Origin of the sequence: Actinomyces sp. zg-332, from assembly GCF_011751945.2 — a bacterium.
Lineage (GTDB): Bacteria > Actinomycetota > Actinomycetes > Actinomycetales > Actinomycetaceae > ZJ293.
Window position 1 is genome coordinate 403,241 of the sequence record NZ_CP064951.1, and the last position, 26,912, is coordinate 430,152.

The following is a 26,912-nucleotide window of genomic DNA, read 5'->3' on the forward strand; positions in this document are numbered from 1 at the left end:
TAATTACTTGTTTACTTACCGCTATAGATATTTACGAATGCTTATCCTTATAGAAACTTACCCCATCAATATAACTATGATACTTTTACAAAAACAGAACAAAGAAATGAGAGTATATAAATTACAAATAACGAGAGTATAAAATAAAATTGCTACTTTACCGAAGACGAAAATTTCTAAAAATTAAATCTCACCTACAAGTGGTTTTATACTCACGATATGATATACATCTGTGTGCTTAAAATGATGTAATATTAAAGAGGGATTTGTTATTTAGATTCCTTTAGAACAATCACTTATATTTTGTGCAGTTTTCTTTGTGTTGCTTGTACGAAGCTGTATTGCTTGTATTAGTGGAAATGAAGCAGTGGAGTTTAGAATATGGTAGTAGATAATCTGAAGCCTCGCTTTGATGATACAGACTGCAATATTCTGCATATTGATATGGATTGCTTCTTTGCTGCTTGTGAGGAAAAATTTAACCCTCAATTATCTGGAAAGCCTATTATTGTAGGTGGGGTATCTGTAAGGGGAGTTGTTTCAACTGCTAATTACGAAGCTAGAAAGTTTGGTGTTCATTCAGCTATGGCAACTAAACAAGCACAGGCTAGGTGCCCTAAAGGTGTATTCTTGCGTCCTCGCATGAGCTTATACAAAAAGATGAGTAGTGAAATTTTCAAAATTTTTGCGAGGTATACCGACAAAATAGAGCCTATATCTATCGATGAGGCTTTTCTTGATGTATCGTCTCAAACTAGGGTTTTTGGTTCTCCTGTTGATATAGCTAAGAAAATTAAGAAAGATATTTTTGAAGAACTAGGAATAGTAGCCTCCATAGGCATTGCTCAAAATATGTTTTTAGCTAAGATTGCTTCAAGCAAATCTAAGCCAGACGGTTTATTAGTAATTCCAAAGAAAGACTCTATGAAGTTTTTATCTCCCATGCCGATATCGGTAATTTGGGGACTAGGAAAGAAAAGCCAACAACTTTTGCATGCTAAAGGCTATGAAATTGTATCTGATTTATATAAGTTATCAGATCAGGAACTACAGAAAATACTAGGTAATTCGCTAGGAACTAAAGTTTTTGATTTAATACGATGTGTTGATCGTAGAAAAGTTGGACAAACAAGTGTAGATAAGTCTTTTTCTAACGAGAGGACTTTTTCTAACGATATATATGATTATAAAATATTGCGTACCGAAGCTTTATATTTAGTGAAGAAATGCGGGTTTAGTTTGCGAACCCATGAATTTTTAGCTAAAACAATTTCCTTAAAACTTAAATTTACAGATTTTTCATCTGTCACTCGTGATAAAACTTTATATATTCCAACGGTTGATGATGAGGTTATTTTTGATACGATTATGAACTTACTTGAGAGCGTTGATATAAGCAAAGGAGTAAGGTTACTAGGAGTCAAAGTTACTAACCTTATTGATTCAACACATGGTATACCGCAAGCATTGTTTGATGATTTTTCTGATGCTGTAACTGAAAATTTATCAATTCGTAGAGAAAACGTTTTAAAAGTAAGTGATGAATTGAAAAGTAAGTATGGAGAGAGTGTTATTTTTCCTGCTTCTTTGTTGAAACATGAGCATAAATAATTCTTAATCAAATTTATGCAGAATAATAATTCGAATACGTGTGTTATATTATTTATATATTCTTTTTGTTGAGGTGATTACAAATGGCTTTGTCTGAGTATGAAGAAAATATTCTAGCTGAGTTAGAAAATGATTTGAAAGGCGTAGGTGAGTCTTTCGATGATCATTTTAACGACTCTGACTCTACTGTGAATAAAAATGGTGGACTATTTACATCTTTTAATCCCAGAAAAGCTGTTCTAGGATTTTTCGGTTTACTTCTTGGTCTAATATTGATTTTATTTGCTGTTTATTCTTACTCTGCTTTTGGTGTTTGGGTCACTGTTTTAGTTGCGATTTTGGGATTTACTTCGATGGTGTTTTCGATATCAAAAATATTACAGAGTTTTTCTCTATAGTTATTTGATTATCGTTTCATAAAAATTGTAGAAATAGCTTAATAATATTTGTATTATTTGCGTTTTTTTGTATTTACTTGAGTGTACTAAGTGTCTTGTTTCGTGTGCCTTAAAACATTACGGAATTTCTATTAATTAGCCTACATAAATAGTTCTTATAAAAGTTACCATATTGCTTTAATAGCCTTGGTTACAGATTTATCAGTTTTATAGTTTTTCCAGTGACTCTCGTATTACTTCATTTATTTACATCTCTGTTTAACAAATAAAAGAGATTTTCTATATATTTATACTTTTGCGAAAATTTGTAAAATTTTACTCCACTTTATTAAAACCTGTAAAAGCTGATTATTTGATAATAAATTATCTATCTTTTGTAACAATTTTTGTGTTTTATATAGAAAAGTGGGGCAAAGTGGGGTATTGTGGTGTGAGCTGGAAAATATAGGAGGAGGTGTAATGTTTTTAGGTACTTATGAACCGAAGTTGGACGAAAAATTTAGACTTATTTTGCCTGCTAAATATCGTGAACAACTTGAAAATGGTTTGGTAATTACTAAAGGACAAGAACACTGCCTTTACGTTTTTCCTGTTTCAGAATTCGAAAGTATGTATTCCGAGCTTAAAAAAGCGCCTCTTACTTCCAAACAAGCTAGGGATTACATACGTGTGATACTTTCTGGGGCAAATAACGAGATTCCTGACAAACAAGGTAGAATCACTATCCCTCAGCAACTACGCTCTTATGCTAACTTACACAGAGAAGTCACAGTAATTGGGGCAGGATCTAGAGTTGAAATATGGGATAGACAGACTTGGAATGAATATATAGAAAAACAAGAGAGCGGATTTGCTGACACTGAGGAAGAAATTATTCCAGGAATATTCTAACCACTAACTACCTGAAGACGCTGTATATAGAAAGGAGGAGAAATGACCAGCACCTTCAATGCTGATTCAATAGATTTGGCTGATAACCAGATTAATCAAATACATAAACCAGTATTGTTAAACGAATGCTTGGATTTTTTGGCTCCTGCTTTTGAAAACACAGATGTTGCTTATATGATTGATGCCACCTTAGGTATGGGTGGACACACTTTAGCTGCTTTGGAAAGATTTCCTAATCTTCACGTAATAGGTATTGATAGAGACGAACAAGCAATACAGATAGCTACTAAACGTACTGAAAAATATGCTGATAGGTTCACGGCTGTACATACAACTTACGATAATGTCGACCATGTTGTAAGGCAGTACTGTCCAGCAGGTAAAGTCAATGCTATTTTAATGGACTTAGGTGTTTCTTCGTTGCAGCTAGATCAAGATGATAGAGGTTTTTCATACGCTCGTGATGTTGAGCTAGATATGAGAATGGATAAAACTTCGGATCTTGATGCTAAAAAAATTATTCAAACTTATAGTGCTGAAGAGCTAGCTAAAATTCTTTATATATATGGCGAGGAAAAATTTTCCAGAAGAATCGCTAATGAGATAGTGGAAGAACGGGGAAAAAAGCCAATATTGACTAGTTCTCATCTAAACGAAGTAATACGAAAAGCTTTACCAGCTGTTGCTAAACGCAGTGGTAAGAACCCTTGTAAAAAGACTTTCCAAGCTTTGCGAATTGAAGTAAATCGTGAACTTGAAATTTTGAAAAAAGCTTTACCTAATGCTTTGTCGTCCTTGGCTGTGGACGGAATTATTGCTATAGAATCGTACCACTCCTTAGAAGATCGAATGGTTAAAACTATTTTTAATCAAGGTAGCACAAGTACTGCTCCTATAGATATACCAGTGATTCCTGAGGATGATAAACCATATTTGAAACTTCTAACTCGTAAAGCAATAAAAGCAAACGAAGAAGAAGTTGAATCAAACTCACGCTCTCAGTCAGTTCGATTGAGAGTAGCTAAAAAAATACGCCCCAAAGATAATGTTGTATGGAGACTAAAATGAGTCACAACTTAGCATCAATAAAGTATTCAAAGTTTGACAGACCGTCAAATTCTACAAAGCTGAAGAAAGTTGATCTTAAGGTTCGTAAAACTGCTAAGAAACCAACATTATCTGTTGCTTTTAAAATGTCTGCGTGTTTACTAATACTTGTTGTACTACTACAAATAACGATGTATGCGTATATGGCTCAAAGGTCTTACACTATGCACCAAAGACAAATTGAGCTAGTAAAAATGCGTGAGGAAACACAGTTATTGCAGTCTAAAATTGATGAGTTGAACTCACCTAAGAACATCAACGATGCTGCTAGAGGTCAATCAATGGTTCCTTCAGAGCAGATCGGGTACATAAATTTGAAAGACGCTACAATTACTGGCACAAATTAGGATCATGGACCATTTTAACGACTTTGTTTTTAAGAGTAGAGCTAAAAGTGTATTCATAGTATTTTTAGTTCTGTTTATGGTATGTGCTTTAAGATTAGTACAAGTACAAGTAATACAAAGTGATAGTTATTCTGAACAAGCTTTAAAGTTCCGTACGGATATTTATAATATTCAAGCTAAACGTGGAAGTATTGTAGATTACAATGGCAGAATTTTAGCTAATTCAGTAGAACGATACAATATTGGCGTAAACCAAAAGGTTATTGCTGAATATAAACATTACGAGAAGATTAAAAATCCGGTAACGGGGGCAGAAGAGCTAAAACTTGTAGGCAAAGGTCCTGAAGAGGCAGCAAAACAGCTGAGCAAAATATTAGAGGTTGATGAGGCACAGCTGGGTGGCAAAATGATAGGGGACTCAAGTTTTACTTACCTCGTGAAAGATGTTTCTCCTCAGACTTGGCGTAAAATAAAAGCCTTGGGAATATATGGTATCGAACCTGAAAAAGTTTCTAAACGAGAATATCCTAACAAAAATACTGCTGGTAATATTATTGGTTTTGTTGGTTCAGAAAATAAAGGTTTAGCTGGACTAGAACTTACACAAAACAAGCTCCTTACAGGTAAAGCAGGAAAGGGCATGGTAGAAATTGGTCCTACTGGCGAAGTTATTCCTGATGGGCTTGAAAAAGTTGTTGAAGATGTACCTGGCAAAAATATAAGGACAACTGTTCGAATAGATTTACAGCATCAAGCTGAGGAAGCTATAAATGAGGCTGTTAAAAGTACTGGAGCTGAGTGGGGAAGCGCCATTGTAATGGAAGTAGGTACAGGATCTGTGTTAGCAATGGCTGATTCAAATGCTGTTGATCCCGAGCACCCTGGTCGTACTCCAGCAAAAGATCGTGGCTCTAGAATTGTTCAAGATGCTTATGAACCAGGGTCCACTATGAAACTTGTTACTGCTTCAGGTGTTATAGAGGAAAAGAAAGCTACTCCTTTAAATACCGTTTCTGTTCCAGATAACTTTACTGTACGTAATGGTCAAAAGTTTAAAGACGCTTTTCCTCATCCTTCTTGGACTTTAACTTTGGCAGGTGTTATTGCTTACTCATCTAACGTGGGTACTATCCAATTTGGTGATTATTTACAAGATGAATATCGTTATAAGCTACTACGTCAATTTGGTTTTGGATCAGCAACGGGTATTGAGTTACCTGGTGAAACTAGCGGTATATTAACGCCTAGCAATAAGTGGGACGGTCGTCAGCGTTATACCACGATGTTTGGTCAAGGTTTAGCTACAACTACGCTACAAGTTGCTTCTATGGTAGAGACTATAGCAAATAACGGTGTTCGTTCGCCTGTACATTTAATTGACGGCTATGAACGCCACGATGGAAAATATGAAAAAGCTAAGTTAAAAGAACCAGTTAAGGTTTTATCCAAGGATACTGCTGAACAGATGCGCAAAGTTATGGCTACTGTTTTTGATGGTAAACACAATGGTTTAGAAAAAGCTAAAGTCTCAGGTTACCGTTTGGGTGGTAAAACAGGTACTGCTGAAATTTATAACTCTGCTGGACAAAATACGGGTTATATTTCTTCATTGGTAGCTGCTGTGCCTATTGAAAATCCTAAGGTAATAGTTAGCGTTGTTCTTTATAAGCCAAATAGTACTTGGTCAGGAAATACTACTGCACCTCCTTTTACAAAGATTGTTAAGGCTGCTGTTAGGGAGATGAAGATACCTCCATCAACAACTCCTCCAGATGTATATCCTTTGAGGCCAGGTGAGTAATACTGATGAGCATGAAGTTAGGGAAAATTGTAGAACAGTTTGAGATTTTGCCTTTCTATATTCCTGAAAAATGGGAAGACTATGAAATTGATGGCATTATTGATGACAACCGATTAATGCGTCAAAACTACATTTTTTTGGCTAGCAAAGGTGAAAAAGTTCATCCTATAGTTTTTGCTGATAAAGCTATTTCAATGGGAATGAAAGCTATCTTTACTGATAAGTTTGCTTTGGAAGAGTACTTAAATAACCGTACTTTTGTGCCAGTATTAACCCTGTTAAAAAATAACAATATACCTATTTTTATAGTTGATAACTTATATGAAAAGCAAGCTAGTATTGCGAAGTTTATTTTTGATAACCCTAGCTCAGGTTTTAAAAAATTTGCTGTAACAGGTACTAATGGGAAAACTACAACTAGCTATATTTATACATATCTTTTGAAATTACTAGGGTATAAGACTGGGCTAATTGGAACTATTGAAATAGATGACGGTGAAAAAACTGTTCCTTCAACTCTTACCACTCCTCAAGGAGCAAGGCTGCAGCAACTATTTTCAGATATGAAAAACAACAATGTTGACTACTTATCCATGGAAGTTTCATCTCACGCTATTACTTTAGGTCGTGTTGATGGGGTTAAATATGATGTAGGTGCTTTTACTAACCTTACTCAAGATCACCTTGATTTTCACTCAACAATGGATGAGTATTTTGCTACAAAGGAAAAATTATTCACCGAAGAACATTGTTCTAAAGCTGTAATTTGTATAGATGATGAATATGGTCTGAAATTATATACTAATCAAAAACGTGACGGGGTTTATAGTTTTTCTACTTGCTCAGACAAAGATATAAAAGCAGATTTTTACATAGATAATATTTCTTATAAGAAGTCAGATTTGGGCTTGGCATACACACTATTTGACTTATACTTACCAGCATTTTTGACTGAAAACTTGGGTGAGAAAATAACTATTACAACTGATATGCAAGGCGATTTTAATGTCTCAAACATAGGTCTTGCCGTATCTAGTGTCTTTGTAAGTGATGTTGATGTCAAAGCCTTTGCTCAGTTACTGAAAACTATAGTTATAAGCCCTGCAGTTCCAGGACGTATGGAAAAAATTTCAGATAATCCTCTAGTTATCGTTGATTTTGCTCATAATCCTGGCAGTATGCAGACACTTTTTGAAAGTTTTGCCGCTAGGTTTTTGCTACCTGAAGCTGAAAAAGACATACTAGGAGAAAAGGCTTCTAAACTAATTTGTGTCTTTGGTGCCGATGGTAAACGTGATATTGGTAAGCGTCCAATAATGGCTGAACTATCAGTTAAATACTGTGATAAAACAATTTTAACTAATGGTGAGTTATATGGAGAAGATCAGCATAATATTTTGAAAGATACCTTGCAGACTTTATCTAAGGAAATAGTTGACTCTAAAATTATTGTTGAATTAGATAGAGAAAAAGCCATATTCCGAGCGATTAGGGAAGCTAAAGATAACGACATTGTGCTAATTTTAGGACGAGGTCATGAGATAGAATTTGAGCTACCTGATGGAAGCGTAATAGATTTAGATGATAGGCAAGTTGCAAGAAATGCTTTGGAGGAAAGAAATGTTTAGTTTGGAAAAAATAACTGAGATAGTGCAAGGGCAGTTATTTCCTAAGAAAGTATCTTGTAGCTGCACAAATACAAGTACAGACTCATCTAGTACTATTACAGACAAAGCTTATCCTCTGAATGTTTGCATAGATTCACGAAAAGCTGATAATAACAGTATTTTTATCGCAATTATTGGTGAAAATAACGATGGTCATAAATATGTGAGTGATGTAATTTCTAAGAATGTAGAGCTTATAATCGTATCTGATGAAAATGTAATTACAGGTGAGTCTAACTTTATATTAGTTGAAGATACTGTTTTAGCTCTAGGTAAAATCGCTAAAGCACATTTGCAAACTTTGAATGTCAAAACTATTGGTATTACAGGTTCCTCAGGTAAAACTACTACCAAGGACATTTTGGCTCAGCTCCTTTCTAAAGCTTATGGTAAAGAATGTGTCGTTTATCCTGAGAAATCTTTTAATAATGAAATCGGTATGCCACTTACAGTTTTGAAAGCAAACTCTGACACTAAAATTTTATTGCTTGAAATGGGAGCCTCAGGACTTGGACATTTGCAGTATTTGACTGAAATCGCACCTTTAGATTACGCGATTGTTCTATTTGTTGGAACAGCACATCTTGGTGGTTTTGGAAGTTTTGAGTCAATTGTTAAAGCTAAAACAGAACTTGTTCAAGGGCTAAAACCTAATGGTGTTGCTATTTTGAATTTAGATGATAGTAGTGTTGCAAATATGCAAACTGAGGTTAAAGGGCGTAGCATTTTCTATTCAGCTCAAGGAGAGTTTTGCGATATATGGGCTGAAAACATAGTATTAGATGACGATCAACATCCAAGTTTTGAGCTTTGCTCACCAGCCACTCGTTCAACTGTAAATTTGCCTCTTATTGGTAAGCACAATGTTGTAAATGCTTTAGCTGCTTGTGCTTTAATGAGTGACTTGGGACATGAGTTAGCCGATATAGCTGAAAATATAAGTGAAATTACTTTGCTAAGCGAACATAGATTGAGTGTTCAGCGTATTTCAAGTGGAGCTTTAGTTATAGATGATGCTTATAATGCTAACCCTGATTCAATGAAAGCAGGTATTACTTGTCTGGTAAACATAGCTAATGCTTATAAGAAACAAGGTGAATATAGAGCAATAGCTGTTTTAGGTCAGATGCTTGAACTTGGTGATGAATCAGATGAAATCCATGCAGATATTGCTAGATACATTAATAATTTACAGGTCGATGTTGTTATTACAGTTGGCGAATTTGCGAAATCTTTGGCAGATAACATTCTAATATCAAAAGTTCATCAATGTAGTGATATATTAGATGTCGAAAAACTTTTGGGCGAGTACTTACAACCTAATGACATAGTTTTGTTTAAAGGGTCGAATGGATCTAGGGTTTGGGAACTGGCTGATAAAGCAGTAAAAGGAGAAATCTAATGCTCGCAATACTTGTTGCATTAGCATCGTCATTGTTGATAACTTTAGTATTTACACCTTTTTTCATTCGCTTTAGTATACGCAAACAAATGGGGCAGTTTATACGAAAAGACGGTCCTACTTCGCATGAAACTAAACGTGGCACACCTACTATGGGTGGTGTTGTCATTATCGTTGCTACTATTTGTGGTTGGCTTATTAGTGCTTTACTAGAGATGCGTCTACCTCGTGCTAGTGCCTGGATAGTTGCTTTCTTATTTGTTGGTTTAGGATTGATTGGTTTCTTAGACGACTATATTAAGATTTCAAAGCAACGATCTTTAGGTTTAAACCCTCGTGGAAAAATTATAGGACAGTTAGCTGTTGGAGTAATATTTGCTTGTCTGGCTTTAAGTTTTCCTAATACTTTTGGAATAACTCCTGCTAAAACAAGTATTTCTTTGTTCTGGGGATACGAGATAGATTTCCTTTTAGCTGGAGTAACAGTAGCTATCGTATGCTTCATCTTGTGGGCTAATTTCTTAATAACAGCTTGGTCTAATGCTGTAAATTTGACTGATGGGCTTGACGGGCTAGCAACCGGTGTGTCAGCCATAGTCTTTGCGGCTTATACATTTATTACTCTTTGGGAAACTTATCAGTCATGTCTATATCCATCTGGTGCTGGTAATTTCTGTTACTATGTTCGAGATCCTAGGGATTTAGCTATTTTCTGTGCTGCTTTGGTAGGTTCTTGTGTAGGTTTCTTGTGGTGGAATGCTTCACCAGCACAAATTTTTATGGGAGATACTGGTTCTCTTGCTTTAGGTGGAGCTCTTGCTGGTGTATCTATTTTCTCGCATACAGAAGTTTTAGCTTTGATAATTGGCGGTGTGTTCGTCGCAGAAGTTTTCTCAGTTGTAGTTCAAGTTTCTTCTTTCAAACTTACAGGTAAACGTGTATTCAAGATGACTCCTTTACATCATCATTTTGAGTTAAACCAATGGAAAGAAGTAACTATTGTTATACGTTTTTGGATTATAGCTAGTTTATGTGCTGGACTTGGTGTTGGTTTATTCTATGGACAGTGGTTGTTACGATGATTAAAGATTATATTTATGCTGTTATAGGTACAGGTAGTTCAGGTATTGCTGTATGTGAAGTTCTTAGCGAACTAGGAGCTAGAGTTTTAGCTTTTGACTCTAATGATAAGAATGCTAATGCTTTGAAAGCGTTAGATAACATTGAGTTTATTCACTGCGATAGTAATGAAGATATAGTTACAAAATTATCTGATAGACACTACGATAAAGTAGTTATCTCACCAGGTGTTGCTTCTACTGGAGTGATTTGGCAATATCTACATTCATCTGGGAAAGAAGTCTTTTCTGATGTTGAACTTGCTTGGAGATATGGCTTAGAGTTGCAAAGCAATGGACAATTAGCTCCTACTTGGCTTTGTATAACTGGTACAAATGGTAAAACTACGACTACTGGAATGCTTACGAGCATATTGAAAGCTGCTGGTATTAAAGCTTGTAGTGCTGGCAATATCGGCACACCTCTTATTAGCGTTATACATGAAAAAAAGTACGAAGTTTTAGCTGTTGAGTTATCTTCATTCAATTTGCATTCGTCTTTAAGTATTTCACCTGTTGCTGCCTGTTGTTTGAATGTGCATGAAGATCACATTGATTGGCATGGTAGTTTTGAAAATTATGTTGATGATAAGGCTCGTGTTTTTCATAATGCTCAAGTTGCTTGTATATATAATTGCGAAGATAGCTTGACAATGAAAATGGTTGAAGAAGCTGATGTTATTGATGGGTGTAGAGCTGTTGGCATAACTATGTCTGCTCCTAGTGTCAGCCAAATTGGTGTAGTTGAAGATTTAATCGTTGACAGAGCTTTTATAACTAACCGTCATACACATGGCCAAGTTTTGGCTAGTTTTGATGATTTGAAACACCTATCTCCTAATGCTGAGAAAATACCTGAAACTATATTGCAGGACGCTATGTTTGCCAGCGCTTTGGCTCGTAGCATAAACGTTGATTCTTCTTTTGTTTCTAAAGGACTTAAGAACTTTGAAATAGATAATCACCGATTTGCTTTTGTAGATACTATTGATGAAATTACTTTTATAGATGATTCAAAGGCAACTAATCCTCATGCTATGGAAGCTGCTTTAAGCATGCTGGACGATGGGAAAGTTGTGTTGTTATGTGGTGGTGACGCAAAAGGTGCTGATTTAATTCCAGTATTTACTAATGTTGGTAGTAAAATTAAAGGATTAGTAATACTGGGGGCTGACCATTTCGATGTTTTGAGAGGTATCAGCGAAAGCGGTATCAACACTAATGCTGTAATCGTAGAACATAACGATGACATATATGAATATATGCTAGATGCTGTAAAACTCGCTAGAGGATTTGCTAATGCTGGCGACACTATTCTGCTTTCACCGGGTTGTGCTTCTATAGATCAATTTGATTCTTATAAGCATAGAGGTGAGTTATTTGTTGAAGCTGTAAAATCCCTGAAAGGATGATTGTATGTCTCCTTCAAAGAAAGTAAATTCTGGTTTTTCGACTTCTAGCAATGCTGATGATAAGAAGGCTTATAAAAGGAAAAATAAAAAAAGTAAATCTGGTGAGAAGAAAACGATTTCAAAGCGTAAGTTTAGGAATTTTCTACGTGCTTTTGTTCAGAAATTAACTAACTTTGAAGCCGTATCTCCCAGCTACAACAGTGGTTTTTTGATTTCTATCCCAACTATTATCCTAGTTAGCATAGGCACTATTTCTGTTATATCAGCTACTTCTGTTCTATCGGTCGGAGCTGGTAGTGGCGTGCTAAGTGTTTTTATTAAACCGGGAATATTTTTCCTAGCAGCTATGTTTGTCTATTACGTAGCTAAAATGTTTAGTATAGAGTTTTATAAGCAGCTATCTAAATACATTGTTTGGCTCTTCGTGATTCTGCAGGTTTTTACTGTCTTTGTAGGAACAGCTATCTCTGGTAACACTAACTGGATTACAGTCTTGGGTTTTACCTTTCAGCCCTCTGAATTCTTGAAATTTGCTATTATTTTATTTTTAGCTTTGCAATTTAGCGATAGTTCCTTTGAAAGCGTTGAGCTAGAGGAAATACTTCGTTCTGGCTGGGAAAATACTTTACAGTTTTTTGTTAAAATGTTTATAAACTATTCCCCAGCAATTTTAGGTGGTGCCTTTGTTATGGTTGGTCGTGACATGGGTACCTTCATGATTATTGCAGTTTTTGTGTTCATCATGATGATTGTTGCAGGTGTTCGTACGAGGTACTTATCGTATATTACTTTGCTGGGGGTTCTCGGTGCTGTATTTGCTGTTATTACTAGTACATCTAGGCGTACTCGTGTGCTTGCCTTTATTTTTGGAGATGCAACTGTCTCTGAACGAGATTCTCAAAGTTTACAAAGTTTATGGGGGCTTGCATCAGGCGGACTTACAGGTTTAGGTGCTGGTGCTAGCCGCGAAAAATGGGGATATTTGCCAGCTGCTAAGACTGACTTTATTTATGCTGTTATAGGTGAAGAATTTGGATTACTTGGAACTTTGCTTATCTTAGCCCTATTTATAATGCTTGCTTACGGACTATTTGCTTTGATGTTTTCTCATAAAGATCCGTATGTGAAGTTAGCTGTTGCTGGTATAGCTAGTTGGATAACTGTTCAAGCAATCGTAAATATTCTAGTTGTGATTGGTTTTGCTCCTGTTCTAGGGGTACCTTTGCCACTTATTTCTTCAGGTGGTTCTTCTCTTATGAGTGCTATTGCGGCTTTAGGCTTTTGTGTTCGAGCGGCTCAGGAGCAAGCTGGTTTAGCTAAAAAAGACAGAAAGTTTGTCAAAAAGGGTAAAGCTATACCTGTTTACCAATCTAAGAAAGTAAATAGTGCTAAGCTAAAGAGTGATTTTAAGCGTCCAAATAAACCTAGAATTATAAGGGATGACAAATAATGCGAGTTTTACTAGCTGGTGCAGGTACAGCAGGACACGTAAACCCACTGCTATCAACTGCGAAAGTATTACGAGATAAAGGTATTCAAGTATTTGTTTTAGGTACTGAAACTGGCATTGAAACTACGCTAGTTCCTCAGAATGGCTTTGAACTTTTAACTATAGAAAAACTTGTTTTTCCTCGTAGTAATCCGATGAGGCTTTTTTCATTGCCCTTCAAGCTAAAAGCTTTAGTAAATCAAGTGTGTGCTTATATACGTGAAAAACAAATTGATGTTGTGTGTGGCTTTGGTGGATACGTTAGCGCGCCAGCTTATTTAGCTGCTCACAAGCTTAACATACCAATTGTTATACATGAACAGAATGCTAAAGCTGGTATGGCTAACAAGCTTGGAGCTAGATTTGCTAATACTGTAGCACTTACTTTTGAAACTGACTTAAAGGCTCGTAAAGGTAAGACTTTTATTTGTGGTATGCCTCTTCGTGAAGATATAGTGACTTTACATAAAGCTCTAGAAAAAGATTCTTCTTTACGTATGCAAGCATTTAAATTTTTTGGCTTAGATGAAAATCGTAAAACTATGCTTGTAACAGGGGGAAGCTTGGGGGCTCTGAGTATTAACTCTGCTTTTACTCAAGGTATGAAGTTTATCCCTGATGAAGTGCAAGTTATTCACTTAGCTGGGCGAGGTAAAGCTGAAAAAGTTTTAGAAGCTGTAAAAGAACACGATTTAGAAGATAGATATAAGGTTTTTGAGTACTTAAATGATATGCACTATGCTTATGCTTGTGCAGATTTAATAGTGTGTCGTTGCGGTGCTACAACTGTTGCTGAAATTAGTGCTTTAGGAATACCAGCAATATATGTTCCTTTACCTATTGGTAACGGTGAACAGAGTCTGAATGCTCGTGGTGCAGTTGAAAAAGGAGCTGCAATTATGATTTTAGATAAGCATTTTAATGATTTGGCTGTTAAAGATTGTGTTGAAATACTACTTGATTATAAAGGTGACAGGTCTCTTGAAAAAATGAGAGTATCAAATACTAATGCAGTAATTGATGCTGCACAGCGTTTGGCTGAAGAAATTTGTTTAGCAGGTGGTAAACGATGAATTTTCATTTGATAGGAATAGGTGGAGCAGGAATGAGTGTCATAGCTCACCTTCTAAATGAGCAAGGACACGTTGTTTCTGGTAGTGATAAGAATGAATCTTTAACTCTGGAAAATTTGCGTGAAAAGGGAGTTAAAGTATTCGTTGGACATGATGAGACAAATGTTCCTAATGACTGCGTAGTCGTTGTATCTACTGCTATTACTAAGGTTAATCCTGAATATGCTTATGCTAAAGATAAAGGTTTAGAAATTTGGCATAGATCTCAGGCTTTGGATTTTGTTGCCAGATCTAAGAAAATGATTGCTGTTGCTGGAGCACACGGCAAAACTACTACTTCAGGTATGTTTGCTTTTGTATTGAATTCTATGGGGCTAGATCCTTCCTATGCCGTGGGTTCTACTATTAAAGGCTTAGGAAAAGGTGGTTATGCAGGGAAAGGTGACTTTTTCGTTGCAGAAGCTGATGAATCAGATAAGTCGTTTTTGAACTATTCACCTCGTTTATCCATCGTCACCAATGTTGAAGCTGATCATTTAGATAATTATGCTAATGAACAAGAGTTTCGTGATATTTTTGTTGAGTTTGCTAATAAAATACTTCCAAATGGCGCTTTGGTTGTATGTAGAGATGATGAAGGGGCATTAGAACTAGCTCGTACTATGTCTAATAAGCTAAGAGTCATAACCTATGGTAAGTCAACTAGTGTAGTTGAGGGTGAATACGCCAGGGTTAGGATAACTGAGGAAGAGTTAAATTCTAATGGTGCTAAAGCTGTTTTTGAATTGGAGCATAAAGGTGAAAAATTAAAACAGCATATTGAATTACAAGTTAGTGGTGCACATAATATTTTGAACGCTGCAGGTGTTTTTGCTGCTTGTTTTGACTTAGGGCTAGATTTAGAAAAAGTTGCTTTTGGGTTGAAAGGTTTTTCTGGTACTGGTAGGCGTTTTGAACTGCGTGGAGAGTGTGCGGGCGTTCGTATTTTTGATGACTATGCTCACCATCCTACAGAAGTACTTGCCGCTTTGAAACAAGCGCGTATTTATGCTGGAGAAGGTAGAGTAGCTGTAATTTTTCAGCCACATTTGTATTCACGTACAATAAATTTTGCTCAAGATTTCGCTAAAAGTTTATCTTTGGCTGATTTAGCCATTGTTGTAGATATTTTTGCTGCCAGAGAAGAACCTGTTGAGGGTATTGATTCTTCTATAATCACTAACTATATGGACAGTGAAATAGGACATTATATTCCTGACAAACAAGAGGCTGCTTTTTTTGTATCTAATTGGGTTTGTGAAAGTGATATTATTGTTACTGTAGGTGCTGGTGATATTACTTACCTAGGTGATACTATTATCGAATTTTTGCAGGGTGAACTATTTTGAAACAACCTAAGTTGCCAAAAGATGGACAAAATAATACTCCTAAAGTTACTAGTAGTAGTTTTAGGAGGAAGAGTACAGATAACGTTTCTGATAATTCTGTGCGCAAAAATTCAGATAGGGTAAATAGTAAAAATAGGTATGTAAGTAATACGTCTAGAAGTAATGCTGGCAATATAGATTCCACAAATTTAAAAGGTAAATCTACTGAGAGTTTTACTAGTGATAAACCGAGTATAAAAGATAAATTTAGCAAGGTATCTAAAAAGTTTTCCTCAAATACGCCGAAAAAAGAACGCGTTAGAGCTGATAAAATATCAAAATCTTCTCGCGAGAAAAATGCTCTTAAAACTAATGTCTCAAAAGTAAATTCTAGGGAAAATGCTGATAGGTTTTATTCTCGTTTATCTGGCTTTTCATTTAAAACTTTTTATGAAAACTTCACCTACCATCCACATATGGAAAATATAGACTCTCTAGGTGAAACTTTTAGTTCAAATACTTCTGATAACACTAAAAGTAAGCGTAGAATCTTTAAAACAAATTCTGATTATAAACGTGATAATGCTAAAAGGGAATTAAAAGATTTTGGGCGTAGTAAAGTTAAATCTCTCAAATCAGAGTTTTTCCCTGAGATAAATCAAGAGGATAAGAATATTAAGTTCGATATTCCTATCACGGATACTAAAATTTTAAAAAATTCTTCTGTTAGCGGTTTAGAAGATAGTCATACTATTTTAATAGATAATTCTGAGGATACGACAGAAGATAATGCTAAAGCTTCAGTTGAAGAAGTGACGTCTTTTCAAAAATATGTTGAGTATAGGAAAGATAAGATTACGCCTAATTTGTCATTTCCTAATTCGATAAAGTATATTTCTAAACCTATTAATAACGTTACTCATAGTTTACGTGATCGTTTAGTAGATAATAAGAAAAAGTTACGTATAACTAACCTCAAGAAATTTAGCTTGTGGGGTTTGGGTGCTTTGAGTATATGTATTTTAGGGTACTTGGTGTATGGCTCTAGTTTATTCTCCCTAGATAAATCTGAGATTGCACTGCTATCTAAACCAATACACGTACAAGAAAAAGATTTACGAACAGCTTTAAATGACTATGTTGATGCTCCTTTGCCTAGTTTATCTTCTGCTGCTTTAGAATCTGAAATTGAGCGCAAGTTTGTTTGGGTAAAAAAAGCGAAAGTGTCTAAACAGTGGCCTAATGGTTTAGCTGTCAGTTTAGTGGAACGTGAGGGCGTGGCTGTGGCAAAGAATGGGAATTCTTTTGTACTGCTTGACCCTACAGGCAGACAGCTAGAAACTTTAGATAAGCCTCAAGAGGGTATCCCGCTGGTTGATATTCCTTTGAATAACAAAAAAACTAAAGAGTCTTTAAATGCCGTTTTGAATGTTCTAGGAGCTGTGCCTGCTAAAGAAAGGGCTGTCGTGGTGCAGGCTAAGGCATCTGATAAGGACAATGTTGAGTTCGAACTACAAGGCGGAATTAAGGTTATTTGGGGATCTAATTCTGATAATAAGTTGAAAGCTAAAGTTTTAGAAATTTTACGTGGAAAACAAGCTAAAATAATTGATGTTTCAACTCCTTCAAAGCCAGTTACTATTTTGTGAGTTTTTCTTAGTTTTCCTTGACTTTTATGTTTGTATTTACTTTTAAAATTTATTTTTAAAAACTTAAATGACACGCAGTGAATCAACTTGAAAATACACGCTTGTAACTCTATATTCTTTGGGACTTAAATACTGCAGAACTTTAACCTTTGAGTTTAACTTGAAAGTTAAAGGTATAAGGAGGGGAAAGTGACATACTCAGATAGCAATTATGGAGATAATCTTCTTGGGGGATACGAAGAAGAACCTTTTGCTCCACCTGCTGATGCTGTTATCAAGGTAGTTGGTGTTGGTGGCGGTGGAACAAACGCTATCAATAGAATGGTTGAAGATGGAGTTAAAGGTGTTGAATTTGTAGCAATTAACACCGATACTAAAGCTTTGACAATTTCTAATGCTGACGCAAAGATTGACATTGGACAAAAAAGCACACGTGGACTAGGTGCTGGTGCAGATCCAGCAGTTGGTCGCAAGGCCGCTGAAGAGGACGTAAAGTACATTCAGGACGCTTTGCAGGGTGCAGACATGATTTTCATCACTGTTGGTGAAGGTGGCGGTACAGGTACAGGTGCTGCTCCAATAGTAGCTAAAGTGGCAAAAGAATCTGGTGCTTTGACAGTTGGTGTTGTAACTCGTCCATTCAACTTTGAAGGTAAGCGTCGTGCAGAACAAGCTCAGCAAGGTATCGAAAACTTGATGAAGGAAGTTGACTCTTTGATTGTCATTCCTAACGAACGCTTATTACAAATGGATCAAGACGACATGTCTGTTGTTGAAGCTTTCAAATGTGCTGACGGTATTTTGCGTGCGGGTGTTCAAGGTATAACTGACTTGATTAAGAACACTGGTGTTATTAACTTAGACTTTGCTGATGTTAGAAGCATTTTATCTAACTCAGGCACAGCAATTATGGGTATTGGGTCAGCAGCTGGTGAAAACCGTACAACACGTGCTACTGAATTAGCTATGTCGTCCCCTATTCTGGAGCGCTCAATAACAGGGGCAATGGGTGTACTAATTAACATTCAATCTGGTACAGATTTAGGTATTAAAGAAACTGAAAATGCTGTAAAGATGGTAAAGAACGAAGCAGCAGCTGACGCCAACATTATTTACGGACATGATATTGATGACCGTTTTGGCGATGAAGTAACTGTAACCATTATTGCTGCTGGATTTAAAGACGTTGACCCTACAGCAGAACAGAAAACAAAGCTAGCTATTCCAACTCAAGCTCCAGCTATCGCAGTGCCTAAGCGACAGATTCCTGAAGCTGACCGCACAGTTGAAGAGCCTAAGGAAGAACCAATTCCAGTTCCTCTAGATGTAGTTGAGCAGACTTACGTTGCTCGTCCTTTACGTACTAGCACACCAGAATACACTGAAGAAGCAGTACCTTCTTCAAAGTATGCTGAGGGTGTTTCATCTTACACTACTGGTGAAAATCCATATCAGCACCCTTCACTAGAAGTTCCTTCTTTTGAAGAAGAGTCACAGTCTGCTGACTTGGATATTCCTGATTTCCTACGCTAATAGGTAATTATGAGTAATATGCAGTTTCTATATGCTCCTTTAGGGCCTAATTCTAAAGCTGTTTTTACCACTAATCTTGGGGGAGTTTCTCTGGGATCTTACGCTGGTAAAGACGATGGAGGTTTGAACCTTGGAAAGCATGTGGGTGACGATAGTGAAAAGGTAGAGTTAAACCGTAGGCAAGTTGCTGACTTTTTCGAAGTAGAATTTGCTTTCATGGACCAAACTCACACTGATATTGTTCAAATATGTGAAGATGAATATTCTTTATGTAATGCCGATAGCATTGTTGTCATACATAAAAATAGAATGTCCGAAAGAGTGTTAGTACCAACTGTAATGGTAGCTGACTGCGTACCTGTGCTTTTATCTAATCGCAAAGGCGACATTAGTGCAGCTGTTCATGTTGGTAGACAAGGAATGGTCAATCAGATTTTACCTAAGACTTTGAATAAGCTGTTTGAAATGGGAATAAAATCTGAAGAGCTGTATGCTGCAATAGGACCTTCTATCTGCGGAAACTGCTATGAAGTTGATGAAAAAGTTTACGTTGATTGTGTTAGTGTTGAACCAAATTCTGCTTGGTTGACCCCTCAAAAAACTGACGCAATCAACGTGTACAATGCAGTTTTAGATCAGCTGTCAAGAAATAATATAGTAAATATTGAAACTGTCGATGTATGTACTTTTGAAGATGATAGGTTTTACTCATATCGTCGTTCTAAAGTATGCGGACGTCAAATAGGCTTTGTTTTACCTATGAATAATGAGGAGTAGCGATGGTGTTTAAAGGCTTTTTTGGGTCTAATGATGAAGTTAGACAAGATGATGAATTTGATATGGATTTCATTGATTCATACGATGAAGATAGAATGTCTGAAGTATATGAAATGCCAGAGTCTGAAGTTGGAGATATCTCTCGTATAGTGACTATACATCCAAATAATTATGCTGATGCTAGGAAAGTGGGAGAAGCATTTCGTGAAAATGTTCCTGTGATAATGAATTTATCCCACATGAATGATGCTGATGCTAAACGAATGGTAGATTTTTCTTCAGGTTTAATTTTTGGTTTGCGTGGTAGTATCGAACGTATAACTAATAGAGTCTTCTTACTATCTCCAGCTTATATTGAGATATCTAGGAGTGAAGACGAGGATATGTAATAATGTTTTATTTCTTTTATATATTACGTAAAATATTGCAAGCGTATATGTTTTTACTTTTAGCAACTGTAATTTTAAGCTGGGTTGATTTGATACCAATGAAATACGAAACACGTCTAAAAGTGTATAAAGTGAAGTCGTTTTTAGATAAGTTTGTTATACCAATAACTGGTAAAATTGATAAAGTAGTTAAGCCAATTGAAATTGGTGAGATTAGGTTGTCTCTTTCCACTGTTATTTTGTTTTTCATGGTAATGCTATTGGATAGCTTTGTTATATATTTAGTAGGTTTGTACGCTAGCTGGAGATATGGTGTTTCTTTCTAGCTCAAAAAATTAAATATGCTATTGAAGATTTTAGGTATATAATTAGATTAGATTTCCGTGTCCTGCGGAAGTTAATGTAGGTATAGAAATAATTGAGGTGACTAGTATGGCATTGCTTAGCACTGATGATGTGTTGAATAAGCGCTTTAGTATTACTAAGTTCCGTGAAGGATACGATCAGGATGAAGTTGACGATTTTCTAGATGAAATCGTAGAAACACTTGGTAGACTTCAAGATGAAAAAGAAGAATTGCTTGCAAAGATTGAAGAGTTGAGCAATGGAGCTGCACCACAAGCACAAGCACCTGTTGAAGAAGAAACAGAAGCTGAAGAAGTAGAAGAAGCTCCTGCACAGCCACAGGTACCTGTTGTTTCAAACGAAGAGCCAGCTGCAGCAACAAGCGTTCTAGTACTAGCTCAGAAGGTACATGATGAGTACGTAAATAATGCTCGTCAAGAAGCTGACCGCATTGTGGGCGATGCTCGTGAATCAGCAACAAAGATTATTAAGGACGCTGAGAGCGCATCAGCACAGACAATGGAGAAGTTGTCAGCTGATCGTGCTGAAGTAGAAAAGACAATTTCACGTCTTGAAAAGTTCGAATCTGATTACCGTACACAAATGCGTGGTCATTTGGAAGGTTTGTTGAAGGACTTGAACTCTCCAATCGAAATGTAGTTTGTTTTTTGTGAAAGAGGACGCAAGTATCTACTTGTTGTCCTCTTTTATTTTATGTTCACTACCTTAAAATATTATTTGTTATTTATTTAAAATCTTCACACAATATATTTGATGTTATCTGTATTTGATTATGGAAATACTATATTGTTTTTGATGAATAAATTTTAACTTTATCTTGTGTCCATGTATTTATAAGTATTTTTAGATTTATATCCCGATTATTAAAATAGGCAGTGTAGATAGTAAATGAAATAGTGGGTAGGTATAAATTATTTTATTGCCGAAAGTAAATAAGTCTCAAAATAAGGTATAAGAAGTTATTTATCAGTAGTTATTTCTTTATGTTTTTGAATGCTTTAGACAAGCATTTTACTAAGATACTTACAATATACTATATAAATACTAGTTTGTGATACGTGTATTGATGGTAGTATAAATATATAGTGGAGTGGATATTTATATTCAATGGTGAATGGAGAGCAAATTGATAACTTGGATATTATCAGGCTTATTGGTACTTATTGTGTATCAAGTTGCAACTATTATGTTGAATAAAGGTAAAATTAAAATTAATAAAAAAGTTGTTGCCTTATTTTACATTATTGCGATTATAAGTTTTGCTTTAGACTATTTGACGAAATATTTAGCTGAATCTAATTTATCTACAAGTAAAGTACCTCTTTTAGGTAACTTTTTGTATTTGAAACTCACCTATAATGATGGTGCTGCTTTTTCAATATTGTCTGGTAATGCTTGGGTATTTACTGTTGTTGCTATAGTTTTCACTCTATTCATATCTTATGTTGCGCCTAAAATAAATTCTTCGCTTTGGGCGTTGACGTTGGGAATGCTATTTGGTGGATTACTTGGGAATTTGTTTGACAGGTTATTTAGAGCTCCATATTACGGTCAAGGTAGTGTAGTTGACTTTATTGGATATGGTAATTGGTTTGTAGGTAACGTTGCTGATATTTTCATTGTAGTATCTATTATTGGTTTAATACTGCTAGAAATTTTTGATATAGAATGTATCTATTCTCAAAGTGATACTGATAGCTCTGAGAACGATAATCTTGTACAAGAGAAGTAGCTGAATTGAGCTACTAACCTAACTCGTTTTAGCAAATCGTTGTAATACAATTAATGCTTGATGAAATAATAGAACTTGAAGAGCTATAAAATATTATGTTTAATTAATGTTTGATATTCGTTATATTTGAAAGGTATAAGTGGCTACTAAAATTCTTCCTTTGCCAGATGGGCTAGATAATGAGCGTGTAGATGTCGCTGTATCTAGGCTATTTGGATTTTCACGTTCGGTTTCAGCAAATATGATTGAAGATGGCAAGGTTAGTGCTAATTTTCAACCAGTTTTAAAGACTTCTCAAAAATTAAAAGCTGGCGTCATATTGGAAGTTGAAATTGAGGAAGAAAAACCTTATGAAACTGAGATAACTCCAGTTGAGGGCATGGATATTGTTTATGACGATGAAGATATTGTCGTTGTGAATAAGCCTGCAGGGGTAGCTGCTCATACAGGAGTTGGTTGGGATGGGCCGACCGTTATAGGTGCTTTGGCTTCTAGTGGGTATCGTATTTCTACTTCTGGTCCTGTAGAACGTAAGGGGATTGTACATCGTCTTGATGCTGGTACATCTGGGCTGATGGTTGTTGCTAAGTCAGAGCTTGCTTATACGAAAATGAAATGGGCTTTTAAAGATCGCAAAGTTAAGAAAATATATCATGCTTTAGTTCAAGGGCAGATTGAGCCTCATAGTGCGACCATTGACGCACCTATTGGCAGACATCCAGGTCGTGAGTGGAAAATGGCAGTTATGTCTAATGGTAAAGAAGCTATAACGCACTATGATTTACTTGAAATGATGAGCAATGCTTCTTTGCTTAAGATTAACTTACAGACTGGGCGCACACATCAGATTAGGGTACATATGCAAGCTATTGGTCACCCTTGCGTTGGTGATCCTACTTATGGTGCTGATACTGCTCTGGTTCAAAAACTTGGGCTTGTGCGTCAATGGTTACATGCTAAAGAGTTAAGTTTTGAGCATCCTAGAACTAATGAAAAGCTACATTTTACTTGTGAATATCCACAAGACTTACAAAACGTATTAGATAGCTTTAGACAAACATAAACGAAAGCTACAGCTTATATCAAATTGTTATATTGGTTGAAAGTGTATTTTCTCAGGTAAATGTGTGGGAGGAATACTCCTTGCTTACGTGAAAAGTTTCTATTGTGTTTATTAGTTCAACTTTATAGCTAAAACGCCCTTGCTATTATATTGATTGGAAACTAATATTTTTACATGGCTTCAAATAATTTTACACATCTTCACGTTCATACTGACTATTCTATGCTTGATGGCGCTGCTAAAATTAGTGCGTTAGTTTCAGAAGTTGATCGCCTAGGACAAAAAGCAGTTGCAATCACTGACCACGGTTATGTATTTGGTGCTTATGAACTTTATTCAGAGTGTAAAAAACGTGATATTAAGCCAATAATTGGTATAGAAGCTTATTTGACCCCTGGTACTTCTCGTTTTGATACTGAAAGACAGCTATGGGGCAGCCCAGAACAGCAAAAAGCTGGAGATGACGTTTCAGCTCGTGGAGCTTATACGCATATGACCTTATTAGCTCGAAATAATGAGGGTATGCACAATCTTTTCCGTCTAGCTTCGTACGCCTCTTTGGAAGGACAATTTGGTAAATGGCCTCGTATGGATAGGGAATTACTACAAACCTATTCAAAAGGATTAATTGGTTCTACTGGATGTCCGTCGGGAGAAATACAAACACGTATCAGATTGGGACAATTTGACAAAGCACTTGAAGTTGCTGGGGAACTTCAAGATATGTTCGGTAAAGACTACTTCTACGTGGAAGTAATGAACCACGGTATTGATATTGAAAAAAGAGTAATTCCGAGCCTAATTGACTTGTCTCAAAAGATTAACGCTCCTTTAATTGCTACTAATGACTCGCACTACGTTAAAAAGGAAGATTATTCTTTCCAAGACGCACTTTTATGTATAAACTCTGGTTCTATTCTTTCTGACCCTAATCGTTTTAAATTTGATGGTATTGACTACTATCTGAAGCCTGCTGAAGAAATGCGTCATATTTGGCGTGATTTCCCTGAAGCTTGTGATAATACTTTGCTTGTTGCAGAGCAATGTAATGTTTCTTTTTATACTGCTGACGAGGGTGCTAACTTTATGCCTCGTTTCCCAGTGCCGCCTGGCGAAGATGAACATTCTTGGTTCGTTAAAGAGGTAGAAAAAGGATTACATGCTCGTTTCCCTAACGGAATAAGTGAACAAGTTCGTCGTCAAACTGACTACGAAGTTTCAGTTATAACAAAAATGGGCTTTCCAGGGTATTTTTTGGTCGTTGCTGACTTTATTAACTGGGCAAAGTCTAAAGGGATACGAGTTGGTCCGGGACGTGGTTCTGGTGCTGGGTCGATGGTTGCTTATGCTCTACGCATTACTGAGCTGAATCCTTTGCAACACGGTTTGATTTTCGAGCGTTTCCTAAATCCTGAGCGTGTGTCTATGCCTGACTTTGACGTTGATTTTGACGAACGTCGTCGTGGGGAAGTCATAGAGTATGTGACGAATAAATATGGTGATGACCGTGTTGCTCAGGTTATTACTTATGGCAAGATAAAAGCAAAACAGGCTTTGAAAGACTCTGCTAGAGTTCTTGGTTATCCTTACATTATGGGTGAAAAGCTTACAAAAGCTATGCCACCAGCAGTTATGGGTAAAGATATACCTGTATCTGAAATATATAACTCTGAGCATAAACGATATAAGGAAGCTGAAGAATTCAGGAAACTTGTCGATAATGATCAAGATGCTAAGAAAATTTTTGACTTATCTAAAGGTATAGAGGGACTTACTAGGCAGTGGGGTGTACATGCTTGCGCCGTAATCATGAGTTCCAAACCTTTGGTTGACATTATTCCTTTGATGAAGCGTCTACAAGATGGTGCTATAATCACGCAGTTTGACTATCCTACTTGTGAAAAACTCGGTCTGCTGAAGATGGATTTTTTGGGTTTGCGTAACTTGACTGTCATATCTGATGCTTTGGAAAATATCGTTCATAACAATAAGGATACTGTTGATTTAGATAATATTTCTTTGCATGATGATAAAACCTTCAATTTGTTATCGCAAGGGGATACTTTGGGGGTATTCCAGCTAGAAGGTGCTGGTATGCGTTCTTTGTTACGTTTGATGCGTCCAGATAATTTCGAAGATATTTCAGCTGTGGGTGCTTTATACCGTCCAGGACCTATGGGTGCTGACTCACACACGAATTATGCTTTGCGTAAGAATGGATTACAGAAAATAACTCCTATTCATCCTGAGCTTGAAGAACCTCTTAAAGATATTCTGGGTGGAACTTATGGTTTGATCGTCTATCAAGAACAAGTTATGGCGATTGCTCAGAAACTAGCGGGTTACTCTCTAGGTCAAGCAGATTTGCTGCGTAGAGCTATGGGTAAGAAAAAGAAAGCTGAGCTAGATAAACAGTACAGTACTTTCTTACAAGGTATGCTTGATAGAGGATATAGTGAAGCAGCAGTTACGACTTTGTGGGAAATATTATTGCCGTTCTCTGACTATGCGTTCAATAAGGCGCATTCAGCTGCTTATGCTTTAGTATCTTATTGGACAGCTTATCTGAAAGCTAATTACCCTGTGGAATATATGGCAGCTTTGCTTACATCTCAAAAGGATAATAAGGATAAGTTAGCTACTTATTTGGGTGAATGTCGCCGTATGGGGATTACTGTTTTACCTCCTGATGTCAATTACTCTCAAGCATCGTTTACACCTGTAGGTGAAGACATTCGTTTTGGTCTTGGTGCTATACGTAATGTGGGCGAAGGAATTGTGAAAGACATCATTGCTACTCGTGAAGCAGAAGAAGGCTTTACCTCTTTTGAAGATTTCTTGTCTAAATGTCCAGGTAGTGCGTGTTCTAAGCGAAGTGTTGAATCACTCATTAAAGCTGGGGCTTTTGATTCACTTGGTTATACACGTCGTGCTTTATATGCAATTTTTGAAGAGGCAGTAGATGCTGCATTAGTGCTTAAAAAGAATGAAGCAGTTGGGCAGTTTGATTTATTTGCTGCTTTTGATGTTTCTGACTCCAGTTTAGGGTTATCCATACCAGATATACCGGAATGGTCTAAAAAGGAAAAACTAGACTACGAAAGACATATGCTAGGGCTTTATGTTTCAGATCATCCTTTGAATGGATTGGAACCGCTTTTGAACGCTAACCGTGATGTTTCTTTAATTGATTTCTTAGAAGACTCAGATAAATATAGAGATAACATGATCGTTAAAGTTTGCGGTTTAGTTACTTCTATGCAAAAAAAGACTACAAAACAGGGTAATTTGTGGACGATTGTAACTTTAGAAGATTTAGTTGCTTCTATAAATGTGCTGTTTTTCCCTCAAACCTATCAGACAGTTTCTACTATATTGGAAGAAAACATACTTATATCAGTTACTGGGCGTCTAAAGAAAAATGAAGATGATTCTTTTTCTATTTATGCTACTGAGATGACTCTGCTAGATGCGAACACACAGATTAGTGACTTACCTTTTTATGTAAATGTATCAGAATCTTTATGTACACAAGAAAATATTCTAGCTTTGAAAGAAACACTTTCGCATTATCCTGGTGACACACCTGTGAAGTTACGAGTGCGAACACAAGATAATGAAGTTATATTAGCGCTAGGCAAGGAATATAGTGTTAATAGCTCATCTAGTTTGATTGCAGATTTGAAACAAATATTTGGGTATAGCTGTATACAAATATGA

The 26,912-nt window shown here is 36.2% G+C and carries 22 protein-coding genes; all 22 read left to right on the forward strand.

Annotated features, from left to right (window positions below):
• Nucleotides 1-381: 381 nt before the first annotated feature.
• The 22 genes from dinB (at nt 382) to dnaE (ending at nt 26,912) form a co-directional block, all read left to right on the forward strand.
• Nucleotides 382-1,611 (forward strand): DNA polymerase IV, encoded by a 1,230-nt coding sequence (gene dinB, locus HCQ94_RS01525; protein WP_166981247.1) that lies wholly within the window; start codon nt 382-384, stop codon nt 1,609-1,611.
• 83 nt (nt 1,612-1,694) lie between these two features.
• The gene (locus HCQ94_RS01530) at nt 1,695-2,009 is read left to right on the forward strand and encodes a DUF3040 domain-containing protein (protein WP_166981250.1); all 315 of its coding nucleotides are present in this window, start codon (nt 1,695-1,697) and stop codon (nt 2,007-2,009) included.
• A 459-nt stretch (nt 2,010-2,468) separates the two neighbouring features.
• The gene (gene mraZ, locus HCQ94_RS01535; RefSeq protein ID WP_166977008.1) at nt 2,469-2,900 is read left to right on the forward strand and encodes a division/cell wall cluster transcriptional repressor MraZ; all 432 of its coding nucleotides are present in this window, start codon (nt 2,469-2,471) and stop codon (nt 2,898-2,900) included.
• Between the two features lie 42 nt (nt 2,901-2,942).
• Complete coding sequence (rsmH, locus tag HCQ94_RS01540; RefSeq protein ID WP_166981252.1) at nt 2,943-3,968, forward strand: 16S rRNA (cytosine(1402)-N(4))-methyltransferase RsmH; 1,026 nt, start codon at nt 2,943-2,945, stop codon at nt 3,966-3,968.
• Nucleotides 3,965-4,354 carry a hypothetical protein gene (locus HCQ94_RS01545; RefSeq protein WP_166981255.1) on the forward strand — a complete coding sequence of 130 codons (390 nt, stop codon included), beginning with the start codon at nt 3,965-3,967 and terminating at the stop codon, nt 4,352-4,354. Before rsmH ends, HCQ94_RS01545 begins: the two co-directional genes overlap by 4 nt.
• A gap of 4 nt (nt 4,355-4,358) precedes the next feature.
• Nucleotides 4,359-6,155: a peptidoglycan D,D-transpeptidase FtsI family protein gene (locus HCQ94_RS01550; RefSeq protein ID WP_166977012.1), complete on the forward strand. Its 1,797-nt coding sequence runs from the start codon at nt 4,359-4,361 to the stop codon at nt 6,153-6,155.
• A gap of 5 nt (nt 6,156-6,160) precedes the next feature.
• Nucleotides 6,161-7,783: a Mur ligase family protein gene (locus tag HCQ94_RS01555; RefSeq protein ID WP_166981257.1), complete on the forward strand. Its 1,623-nt coding sequence runs from the start codon at nt 6,161-6,163 to the stop codon at nt 7,781-7,783.
• Nucleotides 7,776-9,224, forward strand: a complete 1,449-nt coding sequence (locus tag HCQ94_RS01560) for a UDP-N-acetylmuramoyl-tripeptide--D-alanyl-D-alanine ligase (RefSeq protein ID WP_166981259.1) — start codon at nt 7,776-7,778, stop codon at nt 9,222-9,224. The genes HCQ94_RS01555 and HCQ94_RS01560 overlap by 8 nt, the downstream gene beginning before the upstream one ends.
• Entirely contained in the window at nt 9,224-10,306 is a 1,083-nt protein-coding gene (gene mraY / locus HCQ94_RS01565; protein ID WP_166981261.1) for a phospho-N-acetylmuramoyl-pentapeptide-transferase, read from the forward strand. Before HCQ94_RS01560 ends, mraY begins: the two co-directional genes overlap by 1 nt.
• Nucleotides 10,303-11,754 (forward strand): UDP-N-acetylmuramoyl-L-alanine--D-glutamate ligase, encoded by a 1,452-nt coding sequence (gene murD, locus HCQ94_RS01570; RefSeq protein WP_166981264.1) that lies wholly within the window; start codon nt 10,303-10,305, stop codon nt 11,752-11,754. The genes mraY and murD overlap by 4 nt, the downstream gene beginning before the upstream one ends.
• 4 nt (nt 11,755-11,758) lie before the next feature.
• Nucleotides 11,759-13,204, forward strand: a complete 1,446-nt coding sequence (locus HCQ94_RS01575) for an FtsW/RodA/SpoVE family cell cycle protein (protein ID WP_166977021.1) — start codon at nt 11,759-11,761, stop codon at nt 13,202-13,204.
• Entirely contained in the window at nt 13,204-14,316 is a 1,113-nt protein-coding gene (murG, locus tag HCQ94_RS01580) for an undecaprenyldiphospho-muramoylpentapeptide beta-N-acetylglucosaminyltransferase (RefSeq protein ID WP_166981267.1), read from the forward strand. Before HCQ94_RS01575 ends, murG begins: the two co-directional genes overlap by 1 nt.
• Nucleotides 14,313-15,704, forward strand: coding sequence for a UDP-N-acetylmuramate--L-alanine ligase (gene murC, locus HCQ94_RS01585; RefSeq protein WP_166981270.1), 1,392 nt, complete (start codon nt 14,313-14,315; stop codon nt 15,702-15,704). Before murG ends, murC begins: the two co-directional genes overlap by 4 nt.
• Nucleotides 15,701-17,332, forward strand: coding sequence for a cell division protein FtsQ/DivIB (locus HCQ94_RS01590; RefSeq protein WP_166981273.1), 1,632 nt, complete (start codon nt 15,701-15,703; stop codon nt 17,330-17,332). The genes murC and HCQ94_RS01590 overlap by 4 nt, the downstream gene beginning before the upstream one ends.
• Before the next feature lie 189 nt (nt 17,333-17,521).
• Nucleotides 17,522-18,865, forward strand: coding sequence for a cell division protein FtsZ (gene ftsZ, locus HCQ94_RS01595; RefSeq protein ID WP_166981276.1), 1,344 nt, complete (start codon nt 17,522-17,524; stop codon nt 18,863-18,865).
• A 9-nt stretch (nt 18,866-18,874) separates the two neighbouring features.
• Nucleotides 18,875-19,642, forward strand: coding sequence for a peptidoglycan editing factor PgeF (pgeF, locus tag HCQ94_RS01600; RefSeq protein ID WP_166977031.1), 768 nt, complete (start codon nt 18,875-18,877; stop codon nt 19,640-19,642).
• Between the two features lie 2 nt (nt 19,643-19,644).
• The gene (locus HCQ94_RS01605) at nt 19,645-20,031 is read left to right on the forward strand and encodes a cell division protein SepF (protein WP_166977033.1); all 387 of its coding nucleotides are present in this window, start codon (nt 19,645-19,647) and stop codon (nt 20,029-20,031) included.
• A 2-nt stretch (nt 20,032-20,033) separates the two neighbouring features.
• Complete coding sequence (locus tag HCQ94_RS01610) at nt 20,034-20,357, forward strand: YggT family protein (protein WP_269775638.1); 324 nt, start codon at nt 20,034-20,036, stop codon at nt 20,355-20,357.
• A 106-nt stretch (nt 20,358-20,463) separates the two neighbouring features.
• Nucleotides 20,464-21,036, forward strand: coding sequence for a DivIVA domain-containing protein (locus HCQ94_RS01615; protein ID WP_166981279.1), 573 nt, complete (start codon nt 20,464-20,466; stop codon nt 21,034-21,036).
• Between the two features lie 487 nt (nt 21,037-21,523).
• Nucleotides 21,524-22,129: a signal peptidase II gene (lspA, locus tag HCQ94_RS01620; RefSeq protein WP_232525739.1), complete on the forward strand. Its 606-nt coding sequence runs from the start codon at nt 21,524-21,526 to the stop codon at nt 22,127-22,129.
• Between the two features lie 139 nt (nt 22,130-22,268).
• On the forward strand, nt 22,269-23,192 hold the full coding sequence (locus HCQ94_RS01625; RefSeq protein WP_166977039.1) for an RluA family pseudouridine synthase: 924 nt from the start codon (nt 22,269-22,271) through the stop codon (nt 23,190-23,192).
• A gap of 174 nt (nt 23,193-23,366) precedes the next feature.
• On the forward strand, nt 23,367-26,912 hold the full coding sequence (dnaE, locus tag HCQ94_RS01630; protein WP_166981281.1) for a DNA polymerase III subunit alpha: 3,546 nt from the start codon (nt 23,367-23,369) through the stop codon (nt 26,910-26,912).